Consider the following 20,272-nt stretch of genomic DNA (forward strand, 5'->3'; position numbering starts at 1 on the left):
CTTGCCATGACCGAACGTCCCGTGGTCAAGCGCACCGCACGCGCCATCCTGCTCGACGGCGACCACCTCGTCCTCATCAAGCGCACGAAACCCGGCGTCGATCCGTACTGGGTCACCCCGGGCGGCGGCGTCGAGGCCGAGGACGCCACCGTCGTCGACGCCCTCCACCGCGAAGTCGACGAAGAGCTCGGCGCGAAGATCAGCGACGTGGTGCCCTGCTTCGTCGACACCGTCGAGCACATCGTGGACGGCGGGGTGTCGGGGGTGAAGGTCCAGCACTTCTTCGTCTGCCGCCTGGAGTCGATGGACACCTCGCGGCGGCACGGCCCCGAGGTCGACGAGCCCTGCGGGGAGTACGAGATCGTGCGGGTGCCGTTCAGCCGCGTCGGCATCGCCGCCGTCCACCTCGTACCGCTGTCGCTGCGGCACTACCTGGACGGCAACATCGAGGGCGTGCGCGCCATGCACGCCCCCGACCTGGGCTGAGCCGGGCCCTTTCGCACGGGGCCTGGCCCCTCGCGCGCCGCGCGCCTCAGCCCGCCACCAGCTCCTCCAGCTCGTCGTGGCGGATGCGCTCGTCCGGGATGCCGATGCCCTTCAGCGCGTGGACACCGCTGCGGATCATGCCGGGCGGCCCGGAGAGGTAGGCGTCGTACTCGGTCCACGGGCCGTAGGAGCGCACCGCGTCGGGGAACCGCGCCCGGTCGTCGACCACCGGGCGCACCTCAAGCCAGGGGTGCGAGCGCTGGAGGCGCAGCATCGTGTCGATGTCGTAGAGGTCGCGGTCGCTGCGGGCGCCGTAGAACACCTCGACCGGCCGCCGCTCGCCGTGCTCGGCGACGTCCTCGACGAGCGCCCTGATCGGGGCGATCCCGGTGCCGCCGCCGAGGCACAGCAGGCCGTTGTCGGTGGTGTGGTCGACCGTCATCGAACCGGCGGGCGGACCGAGCCGTAGCACGTCGCCGGGGCGGGCGTGGTGCACCAGCGAGTTGGAGACCCAGCCCGCGGGGACGGCCTTCACGTGGAACGACAGCAGCCCGTCGGAACGCGGCGCGGTCGCGAAGGAGTAGTGCCGCCATATGCGCGGCCACCACGGCGTCTCCAGCGTGGTGTACTGCCCGGCCAGGAAGGGGTACGGCTGATCGGGGCGGACGGTGACCACCGCGATGTCGGCGGTCCTCAGCTCGTGCGCCACCACCTCGGCCTGCCACCAGGCCGGGGAACGCTCCTCGTCGTCCGCCGCCGCGTCGATCATGATCTGGGAGATCGTGGTGTACGTCCGGACCCAGGCCCCTTCGGTCTCCTCGTCCCAGCTGCTGCCCGCGTACCGGCTCAGCGCCGAGAGCAGCGCCTCGCCTAGCGCCGGGTAGTGGACGGGACGCGTGCCGTACTTGCGGTGGCCCCGGCCGAGCCGCGTCAGGTAGCCGGTGAGCACCGCGGTGTCGTCCAGGTGCTCGGCCGCGGTGAACAGTGCCTTGAGCAGCCGGTCGCGCTGGGCGTCCATCGCGCCGGGGAAGAGCACGCGCAGCTCGGGGTGGCGGATGAAGAGCAGGGCGTAGAAGTACGAGGTGACCTTGTCCGCGTCGGGGGCTATCTCCTCCAGGGTGCGGCGGATGCGCACCGCGTCGGACGAGGGCTCCTTGCGGACGGACATGATGGCCGGAGCGTTCATCGCTGTGCCTCGCCTTGCTCGCACGGACCACATGGCCGCAGAGTCGCAGTGGACGGGGGCACGGCGGGCGAAGAACGTGAAGTCCGGGTCGGGGAGCGGTACGGACCATTAAGCTTCCGTGCGGTACGTCCCTGTTTCGGGAGGTGCGTGCTCCGGCCGCTCCCCGGACTCTCAGTCGCGGACCAGCCCGTACGCCTCGCGCAGGTCACCGCCCGTGTAGGAGTGCGTGGCGATCCCGGTCAGATGGTGGTCCGCGTTGACCGCGACCGTCACGGGCACGGCCCGGAAGATCTTCGCGTCCGACATCGAGTCCCCGTACGCCACACAGTCCGCCGCAGCCACGCCGAAGCGCGCCCGCAGTTCCCCGGCGACCCTCACCTTGGCGTCCGCGGTGAGGATGCCCGCCGGGTCCACCGGGGCGGTGAACGGTACGGCGGGCCAGAGCGAGCCGTGTGCGCAGTGGGCGCCCCACTCCAGCAGCCGTGCGACGAAGAAGTCCGGCGACAGCGAGATCACCGCGCAGTACTCGCCCCGCTCCCTGATCTCCGCCCACACCTCCTGGATCCCGGCCAGCCACGGCGCGCCCGCGAAGGCCGCGGCCACCTGCTCCTCGGTGAGTCCGGCCCAGAGTTCCCTGGCCCGTACCGCGAAGTCGCCGGGCGAGAGCCCCCGCTCGACGAAGTCCCGTTCCAGTTCGGTGATCTCGTCCAGCAGGCCCAGTTGGCGGGAGATCTCCACGGCGGCGGCCGAGCCGCGCATCAGCGTCCCGTCCAGGTCGAAGAAGTGCAGCCTCGTCATGTACGCCGAGGCTAGTAGACGCGGTTACTCCCGCTGTCAGACGCCGTCGGGCGCGCTGCCCGGCACGGTGTTTCACGTGAAACCACTCAAGCGGCCCGCCCGCAGGGCCCTCCTCGCCGTCCACGTCACCGCCTCCGCGGCCTGGCTCGGGCTCTCGCTCGGGCTGCTCGCCCTGGCCGTCACCGCGCTCACCACGGACTCCGGTCCCATGGTCGAGGCGGCCTGCCGCTCCATGAAGGTCTTCGCCGACTGGCTGGTCGTCCCGCTGGCCCTGCTGACCCTGGTGAGCGGTCTGGTGCTCTCGCTCGGTACGCCCTGGGGCCTCGCCCGGTACCACTGGGTCTTCACGAAGTTCTGGCTGACCCTCGTCACGACCGGCCTCTCGGTCTTCCTGCTGCGGCCGGGCGTCACCGAGGCCGCCGAGACCACCTCGGCGGGCCTGCCCCTGGCCGAGCCCAGGGACCTGGTGATGGGCCCGATCGTCTCGCTAACCTCGTACGTCTTCATGACCGTGATCTCCGTGCTGAAGCCCTGGGGGCTGACCCGGCGCGGCAGGAGGCTGCGCGTCACTGCGAGTTCACGGAAAACGGTGGACGAACGATCTACGCGTCAGACAGCCTGACCTTCATGCCGACTGAGCTCACCACGCTGCCCGTCCGTCGTCTGGCCAGGGGCGACCTGCTCGCCTGTGCCGACCTCTCCGAGGACCGGGGCTGGGAACGCGACGAGCACAGATGGGGGCTCCTGCTCTCGGCGGGCACCGGCTACGGCATCGACGCCCCGGACGGAAAGGGCCTGGCCGCCTCGTGCGTGGTGACGTCCTACGGCTCCGAGCTCGCCGCCGTCGGCGTCCTGCTGGTCGCCGGACGGTACGAGCGGCAGGGCATCGGCCGCCGTCTGATGCGGCACGTGATCGAGACGACCGGGGACACCCCGCTGTCCCTGTTCGCCACGGAGTCGGGGAAGCAGCTGTACGAGGAGCTCGGCTTCGTCCACAAGGGACCGGCCGTCCGGGTGCGCGGCGTCTTCCGCCCCGGGCCCGGCGGGGCCTCCCCCGCGGTGTCGACCAGGGCGGCGACCGCGGGCGATCTGCCGGCCATCCTCCGGCTGGACGCGGAGGTCTTCGGGGCGGACCGCACCCACATGATCACGCGGCTGCCCGCCTTCGCCGACCAGCTGCGGGTCGCCCGGGACGGGGACGAACTGATCGGCTACGCGGCGGCCTGGCCGAGCGGGCGCGCCCAGTGCGTCGGCCCGCTGGTCGCCCGGGACACCGAAACCGCGCAGGCGCTGATCGCCGGAATCGCCGCGAACGTCGTGGCCCCGCTGCGGCTGGACGTCGACGCCCGGCACACCGCGCTCCTCGACTGGACAGCGCGGAGCGGCCTTGAACAGACCGGCTCCACGCTGATGATGGCCTATCGCACCGCGGACTTCCCGGGCGACTGGACCCGTCGCTTCGCCCCGCTCACCGTGGCGGCGGGCTGAGCGGGGGAGCCCGCGACGATCCTGCTGCCGACGGCGTCGTCGGTGGCGCTGGCGGTGGCACGGCGCTCCAGCGTGCTGGAGAGCACGGCGAGCAGGAGCGCGGATCCCGCGAGCACCGCGCCGACCCAGTTGGGGGCGGTATAGCCGAAGCCCGCGCCGATGACGAGGCCGCCGAGCCAGGCGGCGAGCGCGTTGCCCAGGTTGAAGGCGCCGATGTTGACCGCCGAGGCCAGGGTGGGGGCGCCTGACGCCTGGTCGAGGACCCGCTTCTGGAGCGGCGGCACGGTCGCGAAGCCCAGCCCGCCGATCAGGAAGACGGTCACGGCCGCGGCGACCTGGTGGTGCGCGGTGAGCGTGAACAGCGCCAGGGTCAGGGCCAGCGCGCTCAGCGACACGTAGAGCAGCGGCATCAGCGCGCGGTCGGCGAACTTCCCGCCGATGAGGTTCCCGGCGACCATGCCGAGGCCGAAGAGGACCAGCAGCCAGGTGACGGCACCGTCCGAGTAGCCGGCGACGTCCGTCATCATCGGCTTGATGTAGGTGATGGCGGCGAAGACCCCGCCGAAGCCCAGCACGGTCATCGCCATGGCGAGCAGCACCTGGACGTTGCGGAAGGCGGCGAGCTCGTGGCGCAGCCGTACGTCCTCGGGCCCGGCCTGCTCGGGGATGAGCTTGGCGACGCCCAGCAGGCCGACGACACCGAGCCCGGCGACGATGAAGAACGTGGCGCGCCAGCCGATGCTCTGGCCGATGTAGGTGCCCAGCGGGACGCCGATCACATTGGCGACGGTCAGACCGGTGAACATCATGGCGATGGCTCCGGCCTTCTTCTCCGGGGCGACCAGGCCGGCCGCGACGACGGAGCCGATGCCGAAGAACGCTCCGTGTGCCAGGGAGGCGACCACGCGTCCCGCCAGCATCACGCCGAAGACCGGGGCGACGGCGGAGAGCACGTTGCCGACGATGAACAGGCCCATCAGCAGCATCAGCATGCGCTTGCGACTGACGCGGGTGCCCAGGACCGTCATGAGCGGAGCCCCGAGGACGACGCCCAGCGCATAGCCCGTGACCAGGAATCCGGCGGTGGGGATCGAGACGCCGAAGTCGGCGCCGACCTCGGGCAACAGCCCCATGATCACGAATTCGGTGGTGCCGATACCGAATGCCCCGATGGCCAGGGCTAGGAGCGCGAGCGGCATGGGAGGACACCTTCCAAGAGGTTGCGTCTGCGCCTTACGAGCGTTCACAATAATTGCAGACGCGGGTTAATTGCAAGCGCGGGCTATTGCGGCAGTCGCCTATCCTGAAGGCACAGCGCCCCGCCGCACGGAGGAGAGACCCCATGGCAGCGACCGACCCGGCCCTCACCGCCCTCTCCCAGGGGTGGTGCGCGCTCTCCCTGCTCCACGGGAAGATCGAGTCCCACATCGAGAAGGCCCTCGAATCGCGGCACGGGCTGAGCGTGCGCGAGTACTCCCTGCTCGACGTCCTGAGCCGCCAGCACAGCGGGCCCGGCGGCCACCTCCAGATGCGCCAGGTCGCCGATGCCGTGGTGCTCAGCCAGAGCGCCACGACCCGCCTGGTCACCCGGCTCGAAGACCGCGGGCTGCTCACCCGCTACCTCTGCGACACCGACCGCCGCGGGATCTACACCGATGTCACCGAGGCGGGCCTCACGCTGCTCGCGGCGGCCAGGCCCACCAATGACACGGCGCTGCGCGAAGCCCTCGACGAGGCCGCCAAGAATCCCGAACTGGCTCCGCTGGTGCGGACCGTCGAGCAGCTGAAGGTGCCCGTCTGAGCGGTCCGGGCCGATCTTGGCCGCGTACGCTCCACCCCATGAGCGATCTACGCATACGCCCCGCCACCGCCGATGACCTTCCCGCCATCGTGGCCATGCTCGCCGACGATCCGCTGGGCGCCCAGCGGGAGTCGCCGGACGACCTCGCCCCGTACACCGCGGCCCTGGCCCGGCTGGTAGACGACCCGAACCAGCACGTCGTCGTCGCCGTGCGCGGGAGCTCCGGGACCGAGGAGAAGATCGTCGGCACGCTGCAGCTCACCGTCATCCCCGGGCTGTCGCGGCGCGGCTCGACCCGTTCCATCATCGAGGGCGTACGCATCCACTCCGACGAGCGCGGCAGCGGGCTCGGCACCCAGCTCATCGAATGGGCCGTCGACACCTCCCGCAGCGAGGGCTGCCAGCTGGTGCAGCTCACCTCCGACGCCACCCGCACCGATGCCCACCGCTTCTACGAGCGGCTCGGCTTCGAAGCCTCACACCTCGGCTTCAAACTGACTCTCTGAGGATCCGAAAGCGTTCGGCCGCCGCCCCCTGACGGAGCGACGGCCGAACGTCGTGTTTCACGTGAAACATCGCCCTGTTTCACGTGAAACATCACAGACCGCGCCAGCCGCCCTCGTCCACTCCGCCCGGCACCACATCCGCATCCGGCCCGTACGGCTCGCGCGTGAAGGCGAAGGACCCCAGGTCGAGATGGCTCACCGAGCCGTCCTCCCGTCGCATCACCTGGAGCGTCTCCCCCGTGTAGTAGCCGTCGATCCCCTTCCAGGTCCCGTCCGGCTGCGCGACGAAGCGCGACCCCCTACCGCCCCCGTCCAGGCGGCGCAGTTCCACTCCCCGCTCCCCAGTCACCTTCAACCCGAAGGCGTAAGTGCCCCAGTACCAGGGTCCGGTGAGCGCCAGCAGTTCCTCACAGACCTCGGCGGCCGGCAGCGGTCGCCAGGGCTCGGGGATCCGGGGCTCGGCCTCCGCGACGATCCGTACGAGGTCCGCAGCGATCACCCCGGCGTACGGCCCCGAAGTGGCGTTGGCCAGCACCACCGCGCCGACCCCGTCCTCCACGCTCATCCACAGACCCGCCAGGAAGCCCGGCAGCGACCCGGTGTGCCCGGACAGCGAGCGGCCCTCCACCCTGGCGAGCTGCACCCCGAGGCCGTAGCCGTCGTCCCAGCCGCCCGGCAGCGGCGGCGACGCCGGACTCCGCATCTCCCGTACCGTCTCCGCGCACAGCACCCGGTCATCGCCCTCGGCGAGGAACACCGCGAACGCACACAGGTCCTCCGCCGTGGACCAGAGCTGTCCCGCCGGGGCCATCAGACCGAGGTCCTCGGCCGGCTCGGGCAGCAGCACGTCCGCCCAGGGGTGGACGGCCCAGGCACCCGCGTGCGGAGCCTGCGGCTGGGCGCTCGTACGGTGCAGCCCCAGCGGCTCCAGGACCTCCTCCCGCAACGCCTCCTCCCAAGGCACGCCGCGCACCGTCTCGATGAGCCGACCGAGCAGGGTGTAACCGGGGTTGGAGTAGTGGTGGTGGCGGCCCGGGGGATTGATCAAGGGCTGCTCGCCGAGGACGTCCGACAGCTCCGGGCGGAACGTCGCCGGGCTCCGCTCCCACCACGGCGCAGGACTCTCGGCCTTCAACCCCGCACTGTGGGTGAGAAGTTGAGCGATCGTCACCTCTCCGACGCCCGTGCCCGGCAGGTACTTCTCCAGCGGGTCCTCCAGGTCCAGCAGCCCCTCGTCGCGCAGCCGCATCACCAGGACCGCGGTGAAGGTCTTGGTGATGGACCCGATGCGGTACTGGGTGTCGGCGTCGGGCGCGTGTCCGTCGACCGACGTCCGTGCGCCGGTCCAGACGATCCGTCCGTCACGCACCACCGCCCCGACGAGCGAGGGCACGCGCCCTTCGGACTGTCCGGTGGCGATCCGATGCAGCAGGGCCCGTGCCGTGCTGGGCAGCAGCTCTTCAAAAGTCGACGTCATGCCCCCAAGAACTACCGCTGCCGAACCCGGGAGTCGACTACTTTTCAGCACCGGTCTCGCGCATGGGCGCGCGGGCCCGCCCCTCGGCCGTCACGACCTCGCGGATCAGGTCTGCGCCATGTCCACGAAGCGCGAGTAGTGGCCCTGGAAGGCCACCGTGATCGTCGCGGTGGGGCCGTTACGGTGCTTGCCGACGATGATGTCCGCCTCGCCCGCGCGCGGCGACTCCTTCTCGTAGGCGTCCTCGCGGTGCAGCAGGATCACCATGTCGGCGTCCTGCTCGATCGATCCCGACTCACGGAGGTCGGAGACCATGGGCTTCTTGTCGGTGCGCTGCTCGGGGCCTCGGTTCAGCTGGGAGAGCGCGATGACCGGCAGCTCCAGCTCCTTGGCGAGGAGCTTGAGGTTTCGCGACATGTCCGAGACCTCCTGCTGACGGCTCTCGGACCGCTTGCCGCCGGACTGCATCAGCTGGAGGTAGTCGATGACCACGAGCTTGAGGCCGGCCCGCTGCTTCAGGCGGCGGCACTTGGCGCGGATCTCCATCATCGACAGGTTCGGCGAGTCGTCGATGTAGAGCGGGGCCTGGGAGACGTCCGGCATCCGGCGCGCCAGCCGGGTCCAGTCCTCGTCCGTCATCGTGCCCGAGCGCATGTGGTGCAGCGCCACCCGCGCCTCGGCCGACAGCAGGCGCATCGCGATCTCGTTGCGCCCCATTTCGAGGGAGAAGATGACGCTGGGCAGGTTGTGCTTGATCGAGCAGGCACGGGCGAAGTCCAGCGCGAGCGTCGACTTACCCATGGCGGGACGCGCGGCAATGATGATCATCTGACCGGGGTGCAGCCCGTTGGTGAGCTGGTCGAGGTCGGTGAAGCCGGTCGGCACACCGGTCATCTCGCCGCTGCGCGAACCGATCGCCTCGATCTCGTCGAGCGCGCCCTCCATGATGTCGCCGAGCGGGAGGTAGTCCTCGGTGGTGCGCTGCTCGGTGACGGCGTAGACCTCGGCCTGGGCGGAGTTGACGATCTCGTCCACGTCGCCGTCGGCCGCGTAACCCATCTGCGTGATCTTGGTGCCCGCCTCGACGAGCCTGCGCAGCACCGCTCGCTCGTGGACGATCTCCGCGTAGTACGAGGCGTTGGCCGCGGTCGGCACCGACTGGACGAGGGTGTGCAGATACGGCGCCCCGCCGACCTTGGTGATCTCGCCCCGCTTGACCAGCTCGGCCGCGACCGTGATGGGGTCGGCCGGCTCTCCCTTGGCGTAGAGGTCGAGGATCGCCTGGTAGACCGTCTCGTGGGCGGGCCGGTAGAAGTCGTGGCCCTTGATGATCTCGACGACGTCCGCGATGGCGTCCTTGGAGAGCAGCATGCCGCCGAGGACCGACTGCTCGGCGTCCAGGTCCTGCGGGGGCACCCGCTCGAACGTGGTGCCCGACTCCCAGTCGCCGTCCCGGCCGCGGTCGTGCTGGTCGTCCCTGCCACGGCCCTCCCCACGGCGCTTGCGCGAGGGGAGACGGTCACTGGGACCGCTCTCTGCCCAGGGGTCGTCCAAAGGCTCGGAGATGCTCACCGGCCCGCCTCCTCCCGTCCGCTCCGCGGACCTCGCCGTGCCACTCTTTCTTACGGCACGGCACTGACAAATCAAGCGGCCCGACTCCGTTTTCGGCGCGTCGGGCGCCGGTCCACGTTAGGCCCGTGGGCACCGTCAGCCAATCTTGTTATCCACAGGCTCTGTGGATGACTGCCCCCACTCTGTGGAGAACCCCGCGGAAACTGTGCACGGACCGGGGGACAGCACTGTGGACAAACTCATAGCGGCCCTCGCACAGTGCCCCTGACCTGCACTTTTTCCATCCACGGGCTGTGGGGGAGAAAAACTTTCCCGACCGGGCCAAGATCACTGCAAACGGCGCACACACGAGCGGGCGACACACCAGGATGTAAGGATCACTCTCGCATTGCATCTCTTACCTGTGGAAGATTAGATTGAGCACATGACACAGGCCCCCACGGCGTCGAAGTCCCCTCGCAGACGCCACGACCGCGAGATCATCGCGCTGGCCGTACCGGCCTTCGGCGCCCTCGTCGCCGAGCCCCTCTTCGTCATGGTCGACAGTGCCGTCGTCGGCCACCTCGGCACCCCCCAACTGGCCGGCCTCGCCGTCGCCGCGGCCCTCCTCACCACCGCCGTGAGCGTCTTCGTCTTCCTCGCGTACGCCACCACGGCCGCCGTCTCCCGCCGCGTGGGCGCGGGCGACATGCAGGCAGCCATCCGGCAGGGCATGGACGGCATCTGGCTCGCCCTGCTCCTCGGCCTCGCCGTCATCGCGGTCACCCTGCCCTGCGCCCCCTGGCTGGTCGAGCTCTTCGGCGCCTCCGACACCGCCGCCCCGTACGCCGTCACCTACCTGCGGATCTCCAGCCTCGGCATCCCGGCGATGCTGATCGTGCTCGCCGCCACCGGAGTGCTCCGCGGCCTCCAGGACACCCGCACCCCCCTGTACGTCGCCGTCGGCGGCTTCACGGCCAACGCCGCTCTCAACGCACTCCTCGTCTACGGCGTCGGCCTCGGCATCGCCGGATCGGCCTGGGGCACCGTCATCGCCCAGTGCGGCATGGCCGCCGTCTACCTCGTCGTCGTGGTGCGCGGCGCCCGGCGTCACGGCGCATCGCTGCGGCCCGACGCCGCCGGGATAAGGGCCTGCGCCCAGGCGGGCGTCCCCCTGCTGGTCCGTACGCTCTCGCTGCGCGCCGTACTGATGATCGCCACCGCCGTCGCGGCGCGCCTCGGCGACACGGACATCGCCGCGCACCAGATCGTGCTCTCCCTGTGGAGCCTGCTGGCCTTCGCGCTCGACGCCATCGCCATCGCGGGCCAGGCGATCATCGGCCGCTACCTGGGCGCGGACGACGCCGACGGCGCCCGCGAGGTCTGCCGCCGCATGGTGCTGTGGGGCGTCGTCTCCGGCGTGGTGCTGGGGGCGCTGCTGGTGCTCGCCCGCCCGCTGTTCGTTCCGCTGTTCACCAGCGACCGGGCGGTCCAGGACGCACTGCTCCCGGCCCTCCTGGTGGTGGCCGTCTCCCAGCCGGTCGCGGGCGTGGTCTTCGTGCTCGACGGCGTGCTGATGGGCGCGGGGGACGGGCCGTACCTGGCGGGCGCGATGCTGGTGACCCTGGCCGTCTTCGCCCCGGCCGCCCTGCTCGTACCGACGCTCGGCGGTGGCCTCACGGCCCTGTGGTGGGCGATGACCCTGATGATGGCGGTCCGCCTGGTGACGCTCTGGCTACGGGCCCGCTCGGGCCGCTGGATCGTCACGGGCGCCACGCGCTGAGAGCGGTCATGTTTCACGTGAAACAGCGGGAGGGCCGTACCCCGGCGGGGGTACGGCCCTCTCTGCTCATGCTCTGCCGAGCGTTGCGTTACGCGGCAACGACCTCGACGCCGACCTGAGCGGCAACCTCGGGGTGCAGGCGCACCGACACCTGGTGCGAGCCCAGGGTCTTGACCGGCGAGCCGAGCTCGACGCGGCGCTTGTCGACGTCCGGGCCACCGGCAGCCTTGATCGCCGAGGCGATGTCGGCCGGGGTGACGGAGCCGAAGAGACGGCCGGCGTCGCCGGAGCGAACGGCCAGACGCACCTTCACGCCTTCGAGCTTGGCCTTGATCTCGTTGGCCTGCTCGATGGTGGCGATCTCGTGGATCTTGCGGGCGCGGCGGATCTGCGCCACGTCCTTCTCGCCGCCCTTGGTCCAGCGGATCGCGAAACCGCGCGGGACCAGGTAGTTGCGGGCGTACCCGTCCTTGACGTCGACGACGTCGCCAGCGGCACCGAGGCCAGAGACCTCGTGGGTGAGGATGATCTTCATTTTTCGGTCACCCTTCCCTTATCGCGCGGTGGACGTGTAGGGCAGCAGCGCCATCTCACGGCTGTTCTTCACGGCCGTGGCGACGTCACGCTGGTGCTGCGTGCAGTTGCCGGTCACGCGGCGGGCACGGATCTTGCCGCGGTCGGAAATGAACTTCCGCAGCATGTTCGTGTCCTTGTAGTCCACGTAAGCGGTCTTGTCCTTGCAGAACGCGCAGACCTTCTTCTTAGGCTTGCGCACAGGCGGCTTCGCCATGGTGTTTCTCCTGTGTGATCAAGAAGTGGGGGTACGAGCTGCCCTAGAAGGGCGGCTCGTCCGAGTAGCCGCCGCCGGAGCCGCCGGAGTTTCCACCCCAGCCGCCACCGCCGCCGCCCTGCTGACCGCCGCCGGCCGGGGCGCTGGTGGCCCACGGGTCGTCGGCGGGAGCACCGCCGCCACCCTGCTGGCCGCCGCCACCGGAGCCGCCGCCCCAGTTGCCGCCGCCCTGCTGGCCGCCACCGCCGCCGTAACCACCCTGGCCGCCCTGACCACCGCGACCGGACGTCTTGGTGACCTTGGCCGTGGCGCTCTTGAGGCTGGGGCCGACTTCCTCGACGTCCAGCTCGTAGACCGTGCGCTTGACGCCCTCACGGTCTTCGTAGGACCGCTGCTTCAGCCGGCCCTGCACGATGACGCGCATGCCTCGCTGGAGCGACTCCGCGACGTTCTCCGCCGCCTGACGCCAGACCGAGCAGGTGAGGAACAGGCCTTCGCCGTCCTTCCACTCGTTGGTCTGCCGGTCGAAGATGCGGGGAGTGGACGCGACACGGAACTTCGCGACCGCCGCACCGGACGGGGTGAAGCGCAGCTCGGGGTCGTCGACGAGATTGCCGACGACCGTGATGACGGTCTCGCCTGCCATGGGTGAACCTCTCGGCGGGATTGCTTCTGGCTGCTTGCTGCTACTCGAACCCGATGACCTCTGAGCTAGAAGCTCAGTGGGTCTCGGGGCGGAGGACCTTGGTCCGGAGGACCGACTCGTTCAGGTTCATCTGGCGGTCGAGCTCCTTGACGACCGCAGGCTCGGCCTGCAGGTCGATGACCGAGTAGATGCCCTCGGGCTTCTTCTTGATCTCGTACGAGAGACGACGACGGCCCCAGGTGTCGACCTTCTCGACCTTTCCGTTGCCCTCACGGACGACGGAGAGGAAGTTCTCGATCAGGGGGGAGACAGCGCGCTCCTCCAGATCGGGGTCGAGGATGACCATCACCTCGTAGTGACGCATGTGGAACCCACCTCCTTTGGACTCAGCGGCCACGGTCGTTCCGTGGCAGGAGGGTCGTGATGCGTGAGCAACGGTATCGGCCGCCACTGACAATCGACGCTCGAAGAGGGCGATCGTGACTCTGGGCAGGGCAGACACCGGTGCAGACCGTACAGAGTACCCGCACACCCGGTTCCGGTTGAAATCCAACGGTCATCGGCCGCAATCTGTACACATCGGATGTGCGCGGCGTTACGATGCGCCGCTTCCGGCAGGAGGTGCCCGATGGCACAGGCAATGCGACCCAATCCCTCCGTCTCCCTCTTCGCCACGGACGGCAAACCCCACCCGCTCCAGGACACCCTGGTCGCGGTCACCCTCGTCCTGGGCGTCCTCTCCTTCGTGACGGCCCAGTTCCACAACCTCCACCTGCTCAGCTCCTGGTCAGGGCTGGTGGGAATCCTCACGGGGGCGTACGGACAGTTCATCTCGGTGACGACCCGCGAGCGGTTCGCACTGGTCGTCGGGCTCGGCGCCGCGGGCGTCGGCTTCTTCCTCGGCATGGCCCACGGCGGCCTCTTCGGCGGGGTGGTCGGCTAGCCACCGCCACCCCTCACGGACGGGCCGTCCGCGGCCCGCCCCCATACGGCCAGTCGGGGCGCTCCCCGGTCACAGTAGGCTTCGGCGCGAGAGCCGGAGCCCCTGAACCCATGGGGACACACCTGCCGAGGAGCGCCCCGCATGAGCCTGACCCTGAGGACCATCAGCCGAGAGCAGCATCTGGCATTCATCCAGAGCCTGCCGTCGGCGAGCCACTGCCAGGTTCCGGCATGGGCCGATGTGAAGACGGAGTGGCGCTCGGAGAACCTCGGCTGGTTCGACAGGAACGGCCAGCTGGTCGGCGCCGGCCTGGTGCTCTATCGGCAGCTGCCCAAGATCAAGCGCTATCTCGCGTACCTCCCCGAGGGCCCGGTCATCAACTGGTACGCGCCCAACCTCGACGAGTGGCTCCAGCCGATGCTGGCCCACCTCAAGCAGCAGGGCGCCTTCTCCGTGAAGATGGGCCCGCCGGTCGTCATCCGCCGCTGGGACTCCGCGGCCATCAAGTCCGGCATCCAGAACCCCGACGTGAAGCGCCTGCGCGACGTCGAGGCCTCGTACATCGAGCCGCGCGCCTTCGAGGTCTCCGACCGGCTGCGGAAGATGGGCTGGCAGCAGGGCGAGGACGGCGGCGCGGGCTTCGGCGACGTACAGCCCCGCTACGTCTTCCAGGTGCCGTTGGCCAACCGCTCGCTCGACGAGGTCCTGAAGGGCTTCAACCAGCTGTGGCGGCGGAACATCAAGAAGTCCGAGAAGGCCGGCGTCGAGGTCGTCCAGGGCGGCTACGAGGACCTCGCCGAGTGGCAGCGGCTCTACGAGATCACCGCCGTGCGCGACAAGTTCCGCCCGCGCCCCCTGTCGTACTTCCAGCGCATGTGGTCGGTCCTCAACTCCGAGGACCCCAACCGGATGCGGCTGTACTTCGCGCGCCACAACGGCGTGAACCTGTCCGCCGCCACGATGCTCGTCGTCGGCGGGCACGTCTGGTACTCCTACGGCGCGTCCGACAACATCGGCCGCGAGGTCAGGCCCTCGAACGCGATGCAGTGGCGGATGCTGCGCGACGCCTACGCGATGGGCGCGACCGTCTACGACCTGCGCGGCATCTCGGACTCGCTCGACGAGACCGACCACCTCTTCGGCCTGATCCAGTTCAAGGTCGGCACGGGCGGCGAGGCCGTGGAGTACGTCGGCGAGTGGGACTTCCCGCTCAACAAGCTGCTCCACAAGGCACTCGACATCTACATGTCGCGCCGGTGAGCATTCCTTAATCTCGTTCCTGTTCACACCTCTTGTACACCGCTGCCACCAGAAAGGTTCCGGGCCGGCCATGGCGCTCTCCCTCTACGTCGACACCGCGCGCTGGCGGGCGCACCAGAAGTCCGTTCTCGAGCAGTTCCCCGGGGTCATCCCGGTCTGCAAGGGCAACGGCTACGGCTTCGGTCACGAACGGCTCGCGGAGGAGGCGACGCGCTTCGGCGCGGACACCCTCGCCGTCGGGACCACCTACGAAGCGGCCAAGATCAAGGACTGGTTCAGCGGTGACCTGCTGGTCCTCACCCCGTTCCGCCGCGGCGAGGAGCCGGTGCCGCTGCCCGACCGCGTGATCCGCTCCGTGTCGTCGGTCGACGGGGTGCACGCCCTGGTCGGCGCGCGCGTCGTCATCGAGTGCATGTCCTCGATGAAGCGCCACGGCGTCAAGGAGGAGGAGCTGGGGCTGCTCCAGGCGGCCATCGAGGACGTCCGCCTGGAGGGCTTCGCGCTGCACCTCCCGCTGGACCGCGCCGACGGGTCCGACGCGGTCGAGGAGGTCATCGGCTGGATGGACCGGCTGCGCGCCGCCAGGCTGCCGCTGCACACGATGTTCGTCAGCCACCTGCGGGCCGAGGAGCAGGCCAGGCTCCAGCAGCAGTTCCCGCAGACCCGCTTCCGCGCCCGCATCGGCACGCGGCTGTGGCTCGGCGACCACGAGGCGACGCAGTACCGGGGTTCGGTGCTGGACGTCACCCGCGTCGCCAAGGGGGATCGTTTCGGCTACCGCCAGCAGAAGGTCGCGTCCGACGGCTGGCTCGTGGTCGTCGCCGGCGGCACCTCGCACGGCGTCGGCCTGGAGGCCCCCAAGGCGCTGCACGGGGTGATGCCGCGCGCCAAGGGCGTGGCGCGCGCCGGGCTCGCGACGGTCAACCGCAACCTCTCGCCGTTCGTCTGGGCGGGCAAGCAGCGCTGGTTCGCCGAACCGCCGCACATGCAGGTGTCCATCCTGTTCGTGCCCGCGGACGCGCAGGAGCCGAAGGTCGGCGACGAACTGGTGGCCCATCTGCGGCACACGACGACGCAGTTCGACCGCCTCGTAGAGCGCTGAGCAGGAGACCGCTGAGCAGGAGACCGCTGAGCGGTGCGGCGCCGTACGGCGGGGCGTTGAGGAAACGCCCCGCCGTAGGGCACGTAGGGCACGTCGCGGGCTAGTTCCGCCCCTCCGTGCCCCATTCCACCCTGGGCCCCTCCGCACCGTGCGCCGCGTGCGGCGGGCGGGCCGCCTGACCGTACGCGTGGACGTCCTCGGCCCCGTCGAGCACCCCGCCCGACGGATCGTCCGAACCGTCGCGCCGTACGCCGTCCTTCTCGGGCATCAGCACGTCCCGTACGACCAGTGCGCACAGGTACAGCGTTCCCACCAGGTGCAGCACGATCGCCAGGTGGTAGCCGTCCTGCGGCAGCCCCTGCTGCTTGTCGCCGCTCATGGTGAACGCCAGGTACATCCAGATCCCCAGGAAGTACAGGACCTCGCACGCCTGCCACACCAGGAAGTCCCGCCAGCGCGGCCTGGCCAGCGCCGCGAGGGGGACCAGCCACAGCACGTACTGCGGTGAGTAGACCTTGTTGGTGAGGATGAAGGCCGCGACCACCAGGAAGGCCAGCTGGGCGAAGCGCGGCCTGCGCGGCGCCATGAGGGCCAGCGCGGCGATGCCCGCGCACGCCAGGACCATCAGCAGCACCGCGTAGGTGTTCACCGACTCCACGTCGAGCTGGGTGTTGCCGCGCTGGGCGATGATCAGCCAGAAGGAGCCGAAGTCGACGTCGCGCTCCTGGCTGAAGGTGTAGAACTTCTTCCACCCCTCGGGCGCGAGGAACATCACCGGCAGGTTCACCACCAGCCAGGCGCCCGCCGTGCCGAGCGCCGCCGCCCCGAACTCCCGCCACTTCCCGGCCCGCCAGCACAGCACGAACAGCGGCCCGAGCAGCAGGACGGGGTAGAGCTTGGCCGCCGTCGCGAGGCCGATCAGGATGCCGAACGCCAGGCTCCTGCCGCGCGACCACATCAAGAGGGCCGCCGCGGTGAGCGCGACGGCCAGCAGGTCCCAGTTGATGGTCGCGGTCAGCGCGAAGGCGGGCGCCAGCGCGACCAGCAGGCCGTCCCAGGGCCGCCTCCTGTGGGTGCGCGCGACGCACACGGCCATGACCGCCGTGCAGACCATCAGCATGGCCGCGTTGACCATCCAGTACGCCTGCTCGCTCTCGGTCGACGTGCCCTCGAAGGGCAGCGTCAGCCAGGCCGCGACCTTCATGAACAGGCCGGTCAGCACGGGGTACTCCAGGTACTCCATGTCGCCGTCGAGCCGGTCGAAGTACGGGATGAGCCCGTCGGCGAAGCCGCGCCCGCCGTACAGGTGCGGGATGTCGGAGTAGCAGGCGTGGGTGTACTGCGAGTTCACGCCCCTGAACCACGCCCATTCGTAGCAGGGCATCTTCTGCACCATGCCGAGGGCGAACATCCCGATCGCCACCAGGGCGACGACCTGGACCGGGGTGATCCAGGCGCGTCCGCCGGTGCGTGCCCAGCGCCCGAGCGGACCGCCGATCAGCTCGCTGCCCGCGGCGGCGACCTCGTCCTGCTGCGTGGGCCGTACGACCGGCCGGTCCTGGTTCACGCTGGTTCCCTCCGCGCTTGGCATGCGGGCCATCCTGCCGTACGGGGCTGTGTACGGGGCGTACGGCGAGGGCCGCCGCACCTGATCGGTGCGGCGGCCCTCGCCGTGCTGTGCGGTGCCACGGGGCGCTAGCGGAACAGTCCTCCGCCGTCGTTCGTGCCGTCGTTGACGCCCCCGCCCGGTCTTCCGGTTCCGCCGCCCGGCCTGCCGGTGGTGGAGCCGTCGGTCGAGCCCTCGATCGTCCCGCCGCCCGGATCCCCGCCGCCCGGGTCACCGTTGGCCGCGCCGCCCGGGTCCCCGCCGCCGTCGGTACCGCAGTTCGGGTCCCACGGCTTGCAGGTCGGATCCGGATCGGGGTCCGGGGTCTTGGACGGGGTCTGGGTCGGCTGCTTCGGCGGGATCTTCGTCGGAGGCGTCTCGGACGGGGTCTCGGACGGCTTCTCCTCGGGCTTCTCTGAGGTCGGCGGCGGCGAGGTCGGTGCCCCGTCGCTGTCGGCCTTGTCCCAGATGTCGTCGGCCTCGGGGAACTTCTCCTCCGAGACGCCCTTGAGCGCGGCCTTCATGTAGTCCGTCCACACCTGGGTGGGGATGTCACCACCGTGGATGGAGTCCTTGCCGCCCGTGCCGTTCATGGACAGCAGCTTGCGGGACTCGGGATCCGTACGGAACAGGGTGACGGCGGTCGACAGCTGCGGGGTGTAGCCGACGAACCAGGCCGACTTGTTCTTGTCGGTCGTACCCGTCTTGCCCGCCGCGGGACGGCCCAGTTCCTTGGCCCGGGTGCCGGTGCCGTTCTGGACGACGTTCTCCAGCACCTTGGTGATGTTGTCCGCGATGTCGGAGTCGAGCGCGTTCTCCGGCTTCGGCTTCTCGAAGCCCGCCATTTCCTCGCCCTTGCGGACCACCTTGGTCACGGAGTACGGCTCGTGGTGCTCGCCCGACGCCGCGAAGGTGGCGTACGAGTCGGCCATGCGGATCGCGCTCGGCGTGGAGGTACCCAGCGAGAACGAGGCGTTCAGCTGGTCCATCGAGTCCTTGAGGATGCCGGTGCTCTCGGCGACGTCCCGCACGTTCTTCAGTCCGACGTCGACGCCGAGCTGCACGAAGGGCGTGTTGATGGACTTCTCCATCGCCTTCTCCAGCGTGACGTAGCCGTACGGCGTGGGGCTCTCGTTCTTCTGCCGGAAGGGCTTGCCCTGCGACAGCAGCGGATCGCCGTTGCGGTCCTTGATGACGATCAGGTCGTCGCCGTTGTACTTGCTCTGCGGCGACAGGCCCTCGCCCGGATCGGTGTTCTGCGTGCCGTACTTCATCGCTGCGGCGAGGACGTACGGCTTCCAGGTCGATCCCACGGGGACGCCGGAGGTGTCGGCGTTGTTGGTGAAGTGCTTCTTGTCCCAGCCCTCGCCGCCGTACACCGCGACGATCGCACCGGTCTTCACGTCGACCGAAGCGCTGCCGAACTGCACGTACTTGTCCAGCTCGGGGCGTTCCTTGAGGTCGAGGAAGTCCTTGCGGGTCTTCTCCACCGCCGCCGCCATCGCGTCGACCTTCGGCTTCTCGAAGGTCGTGTAGATGCGGTAGCCCCCGAGGTCGAGGTCCTCGGGCTTCAGCTCGGGGCGCGTCTTCAGGACGTACTTCTTGGCGATCTCGACGAGATAGCCCTTCTGCCCGTCGAGCCCGGTGGCCGCGGTGGAGTCGATCATCTTGGGGAAGCCCTCCTGGATGACCTTGTCGCGGGTGGCCGCGTCCAGCCGGCCCACCTCGACCTCGCGGTTGAGGATCCACGCCCAGCGCTTCTTGGCGCGCGCGGTGTTCTCCTCCCGGGTGGCCTTGGGCCCGATGCCGCCGTCCGGGGTGTAGAGGTTCGGCCCCTTGAGCGTGGCCGCGAGCAGTGCGCTCTGCGACTCCGTCAGGTCCTCGCTGTCCACGCCGAAGTACGCCTGGGCCGCGGCCTGGATGCCGTAGGCACCGCGCCCGTAGTAGGCGGTGTTCAGGTACCCCGCGAGGATGTCGTTCTTCTCCTGGGTCGTACCGACCTTTATGGAGATGAACAGCTCCTTCACCTTCCGGTCCAGGCTCTGCTCCTGGCTCAGGAAGGTGTTCTTCACGTACTGCTGGGTGATGGTCGAGCCGCCCTGGGTCTCGCCGCCCTTGGCCATGTTCACCACGGCGCGGGCGATGCCCATCGGGTCGACGCCCTTGTCCTCGTAGAAGGAGTCGTTCTCGGCCGCGATGACGGCGTCGCGGATCGTGTCGGGGATCCGGTCCAGGCCCACGATCTGGCGGTTGCGGGTACCGCCCGTGGCGGCCATCTGCGTCCCGTCGGCCCAGTAGAAGACGTTGTTCTCCGCCTGGGTGACCTTGTTGACGTCCGGCACCTCGACCCAGGCGATGGCCGCGCCCGCGGCGCCCAGGAGGATCGCGAGGAAGCCGAAGCAGGTGCCGAGCACCTGTTTCCAGGACGGTACGAAACGCCGCGCGCCGGTCTTGCCGGCGCGCGGGTAGTCGATGAAGCGCTTCTTGGACCGCGGAGCCCTGCCCCCGCCCCGCCCGCGCCCGGGGCCCTCGGACCCCCCGCCGCCACCGCCCGTGCCGCGGCGGCCCCCGCCTCCGCCGCGGCCCGAACCGCCGCCGCGCTGGGCGGCCCTCCGGGCCTCGGCACGCCCGCCGTACGGGCGTTCGGGATCGGACGCGCCGGACGGCGAACCGGTCGGCACGTCATGTGAGGGTGCCGCGCGTCGGCCCTGGGGCTGCTGCGCTGCGCGTCTGGCCGCGGCTCGACCGCCACCTTGCGGCTGCGGCGGTTTGCGACGGTGCTCGCTCATCGAACGACTACTCCTCGGGCAGGCGAGAGCGCCTGGAAGCGGCAGTTGAGATCCGTGTCC

General features: G+C 70.0%; 20 protein-coding genes. 9 read left to right on the forward strand and 11 right to left on the reverse strand.

Annotated elements, in window-relative coordinates; translation table 11 throughout:
* The first annotated feature begins 6 nt into the window (after positions 1 to 6).
* Positions 7 to 486, forward strand: coding sequence for an NUDIX domain-containing protein (locus ACIBNE_RS12395; protein WP_399271472.1), 480 nt, complete (start codon positions 7 to 9; stop codon positions 484 to 486).
* Between the two features lie 46 nt (positions 487 to 532).
* Here the strand turns inward: ACIBNE_RS12395 and ACIBNE_RS12400 are convergent, their stop codons facing one another.
* A complete protein-coding gene (locus ACIBNE_RS12400; RefSeq protein WP_399271473.1) occupies positions 533 to 1,672 on the reverse strand; it encodes a globin domain-containing protein in 1,140 nt (379 codons plus the stop codon).
* A gap of 171 nt (positions 1,673 to 1,843) precedes the next feature.
* On the reverse strand, positions 1,844 to 2,470 hold the full coding sequence (locus ACIBNE_RS12405) for an HAD family hydrolase (protein WP_399271474.1): 627 nt from the start codon (positions 2,468 to 2,470) through the stop codon (positions 1,844 to 1,846).
* Positions 2,471 to 2,546: 76 nt separating this feature from the next.
* On the opposite strand from ACIBNE_RS12405, the gene ACIBNE_RS12410 reads away from it, so the two are divergent.
* Positions 2,547 to 3,092, forward strand: a complete 546-nt coding sequence (locus ACIBNE_RS12410) for a DUF2269 domain-containing protein (protein ID WP_399271475.1) — start codon at positions 2,547 to 2,549, stop codon at positions 3,090 to 3,092.
* Positions 3,093 to 3,097: 5 nt separating this feature from the next.
* Entirely contained in the window at positions 3,098 to 3,958 is an 861-nt protein-coding gene (locus ACIBNE_RS12415) for a GNAT family N-acetyltransferase (protein WP_399271476.1), read from the forward strand.
* On the opposite strand, the gene ACIBNE_RS12420 is transcribed toward ACIBNE_RS12415, so the two are convergent.
* Positions 3,889 to 5,157, reverse strand: a complete 1,269-nt coding sequence (locus ACIBNE_RS12420) for an MFS transporter (protein ID WP_399271477.1) — start codon at positions 5,155 to 5,157, stop codon at positions 3,889 to 3,891. The genes ACIBNE_RS12415 and ACIBNE_RS12420 overlap by 70 nt on opposite strands.
* Positions 5,158 to 5,300: 143 nt before the next feature.
* On the opposite strand from ACIBNE_RS12420, the gene ACIBNE_RS12425 reads away from it, so the two are divergent.
* Positions 5,301 to 5,759 carry a MarR family winged helix-turn-helix transcriptional regulator gene (locus tag ACIBNE_RS12425; protein WP_399271478.1) on the forward strand — a complete coding sequence of 153 codons (459 nt, stop codon included), beginning with the start codon at positions 5,301 to 5,303 and terminating at the stop codon, positions 5,757 to 5,759.
* 38 nt (positions 5,760 to 5,797) lie between these two features.
* A complete protein-coding gene (locus ACIBNE_RS12430) occupies positions 5,798 to 6,265 on the forward strand; it encodes a GNAT family N-acetyltransferase (protein WP_399271479.1) in 468 nt (155 codons plus the stop codon).
* Positions 6,266 to 6,356: 91 nt separating this feature from the next.
* Here the strand turns inward: ACIBNE_RS12430 and ACIBNE_RS12435 are convergent, their stop codons facing one another.
* Positions 6,357 to 7,742 (reverse strand): serine hydrolase domain-containing protein, encoded by a 1,386-nt coding sequence (locus tag ACIBNE_RS12435; RefSeq protein WP_399271480.1) that lies wholly within the window; start codon positions 7,740 to 7,742, stop codon positions 6,357 to 6,359.
* A gap of 105 nt (positions 7,743 to 7,847) precedes the next feature.
* On the reverse strand, positions 7,848 to 9,314 hold the full coding sequence (gene dnaB / locus ACIBNE_RS12440) for a replicative DNA helicase (RefSeq protein WP_399271481.1): 1,467 nt from the start codon (positions 9,312 to 9,314) through the stop codon (positions 7,848 to 7,850).
* A 424-nt stretch (positions 9,315 to 9,738) separates the two neighbouring features.
* Between dnaB and ACIBNE_RS12445 the strand changes: the two genes are divergently transcribed.
* Positions 9,739 to 11,076, forward strand: a complete 1,338-nt coding sequence (locus tag ACIBNE_RS12445) for an MATE family efflux transporter (RefSeq protein ID WP_399271482.1) — start codon at positions 9,739 to 9,741, stop codon at positions 11,074 to 11,076.
* Positions 11,077 to 11,164: 88 nt separating this feature from the next.
* Here ACIBNE_RS12445 and rplI read toward each other — a convergent pair whose 3' ends face one another.
* The 4 genes from rplI to rpsF all read right to left on the reverse strand — a co-directional run bounded on the left by rplI (position 11,165) and on the right by rpsF (position 12,876).
* On the reverse strand, positions 11,165 to 11,611 hold the full coding sequence (rplI, locus tag ACIBNE_RS12450) for a 50S ribosomal protein L9 (RefSeq protein ID WP_399271483.1): 447 nt from the start codon (positions 11,609 to 11,611) through the stop codon (positions 11,165 to 11,167).
* Between the two features lie 18 nt (positions 11,612 to 11,629).
* Complete coding sequence (gene rpsR, locus ACIBNE_RS12455; RefSeq protein ID WP_005315025.1) at positions 11,630 to 11,866, reverse strand: 30S ribosomal protein S18; 237 nt, start codon at positions 11,864 to 11,866, stop codon at positions 11,630 to 11,632.
* 43 nt (positions 11,867 to 11,909) lie between these two features.
* Positions 11,910 to 12,512 (reverse strand): single-stranded DNA-binding protein, encoded by a 603-nt coding sequence (locus ACIBNE_RS12460; protein ID WP_399271484.1) that lies wholly within the window; start codon positions 12,510 to 12,512, stop codon positions 11,910 to 11,912.
* A 73-nt stretch (positions 12,513 to 12,585) separates the two neighbouring features.
* Positions 12,586 to 12,876: a 30S ribosomal protein S6 gene (gene rpsF / locus ACIBNE_RS12465; protein ID WP_006604399.1), complete on the reverse strand. Its 291-nt coding sequence runs from the start codon at positions 12,874 to 12,876 to the stop codon at positions 12,586 to 12,588.
* A 264-nt stretch (positions 12,877 to 13,140) separates the two neighbouring features.
* Here rpsF and ACIBNE_RS12470 point away from each other — a divergent pair, with 264 nt between their 5' ends.
* The 3 genes from ACIBNE_RS12470 to ACIBNE_RS12480 all read left to right on the forward strand — a co-directional run bounded on the left by ACIBNE_RS12470 (position 13,141) and on the right by ACIBNE_RS12480 (position 15,817).
* Positions 13,141 to 13,455, forward strand: coding sequence for a hypothetical protein (locus ACIBNE_RS12470; protein ID WP_399271485.1), 315 nt, complete (start codon positions 13,141 to 13,143; stop codon positions 13,453 to 13,455).
* A gap of 141 nt (positions 13,456 to 13,596) precedes the next feature.
* Positions 13,597 to 14,715, forward strand: coding sequence for a lipid II:glycine glycyltransferase FemX (locus ACIBNE_RS12475; RefSeq protein ID WP_399271486.1), 1,119 nt, complete (start codon positions 13,597 to 13,599; stop codon positions 14,713 to 14,715).
* A gap of 70 nt (positions 14,716 to 14,785) precedes the next feature.
* Positions 14,786 to 15,817, forward strand: coding sequence for an alanine racemase (locus tag ACIBNE_RS12480; RefSeq protein ID WP_399271487.1), 1,032 nt, complete (start codon positions 14,786 to 14,788; stop codon positions 15,815 to 15,817).
* Between the two features lie 100 nt (positions 15,818 to 15,917).
* Here ACIBNE_RS12480 and ACIBNE_RS12485 read toward each other — a convergent pair whose 3' ends face one another.
* Entirely contained in the window at positions 15,918 to 17,408 is a 1,491-nt protein-coding gene (locus ACIBNE_RS12485; protein ID WP_399271488.1) for a glycosyltransferase family 87 protein, read from the reverse strand.
* 104 nt (positions 17,409 to 17,512) lie between these two features.
* Positions 17,513 to 20,212, reverse strand: a complete 2,700-nt coding sequence (locus tag ACIBNE_RS12490) for a transglycosylase domain-containing protein (RefSeq protein WP_399271489.1) — start codon at positions 20,210 to 20,212, stop codon at positions 17,513 to 17,515.
* Between the last annotated feature and the right edge of the window lie 60 nt (positions 20,213 to 20,272).

Origin of the sequence: Streptomyces sp. NPDC050504 (assembly GCF_044458065.1) — a bacterium.
GTDB lineage: Bacteria > Actinomycetota > Actinomycetes > Streptomycetales > Streptomycetaceae > Streptomyces.